This is a genomic window from Halopseudomonas sp. (assembly GCF_036961105.1).
Taxonomy (GTDB): domain Bacteria; phylum Pseudomonadota; class Gammaproteobacteria; order Pseudomonadales; family Pseudomonadaceae; genus Halopseudomonas.
The window spans coordinates 1-672 of record NZ_JBALWW010000058.1; the positions used below are offsets into that span (position 1 = coordinate 1).

Genomic DNA, 672 nt, shown 5'->3' on the forward strand with positions numbered 1-672 from the left:
TTCGGCTTCGGCTTCGGCTTCGGCTTCGGCTTCGGCTTCGGCTTCGGCTTCGGCTTCGGCTTCGGCTTCGGCTTCGGCTTCGGTATTCAGTGTGTCTGCGGAGACCATCGGGTCAAGCGTTTCAGCCGCATCTTCACTGGCTATGCCGACATCGGCAGCCGGCGGGCCCGCGTCCGGCAACGCCTCACCCCGGGCCAACGCCTCGGCCTGAGCCGTCAGGCGCCCGACCTCCGGCAACGCCTGCTGCCGACCTGCGGCAAAGTCCTCTACCAGTCGCGGCATCAGTCCGCGAACGGCATTCACCACCTGGAAAAGGGCACCATCGGCTTCGATGCTGCGATCCAGCACGCGATTGAGCATGTTCTCTACGGCCCAGGCCAGCTCGGCCAGAACCCCTGCACGCACCATGCGGCCACTGCCCTTGAGCGTGTGGAAGGCACGCCGCACCTCGGCCAGCGCCTTGTCATCCTCAAGATCGGCCTGCCATTGGGGCGTATACTCGGCCAGGGTTTCCAGTACTTCCCCGGCCTCTTCGACGAAGATCTCTACCAGTTCTTCATCAAGCTCGTCTTCTTCCGCCGCCGGCGGCGGGCTGGGCGGCGCCACCGGTTGCAGTTCTGGCTCTGGCTCTGGCTCTGGCTCTGGCTCTGGCTCTGGCTCTGGCTCTGCAGG

Annotated in this window: 1 protein-coding gene; it reads right to left on the reverse strand. The window is 65.5% G+C overall.

Annotation, left to right across the window (positions count from 1 at the left end; all coding sequences use genetic code 11):
• A partial coding sequence (locus V7756_RS18965) for an Hpt domain-containing protein (RefSeq protein WP_335611758.1) occupies positions 1-672 on the reverse strand: 672 nt, incomplete at both ends.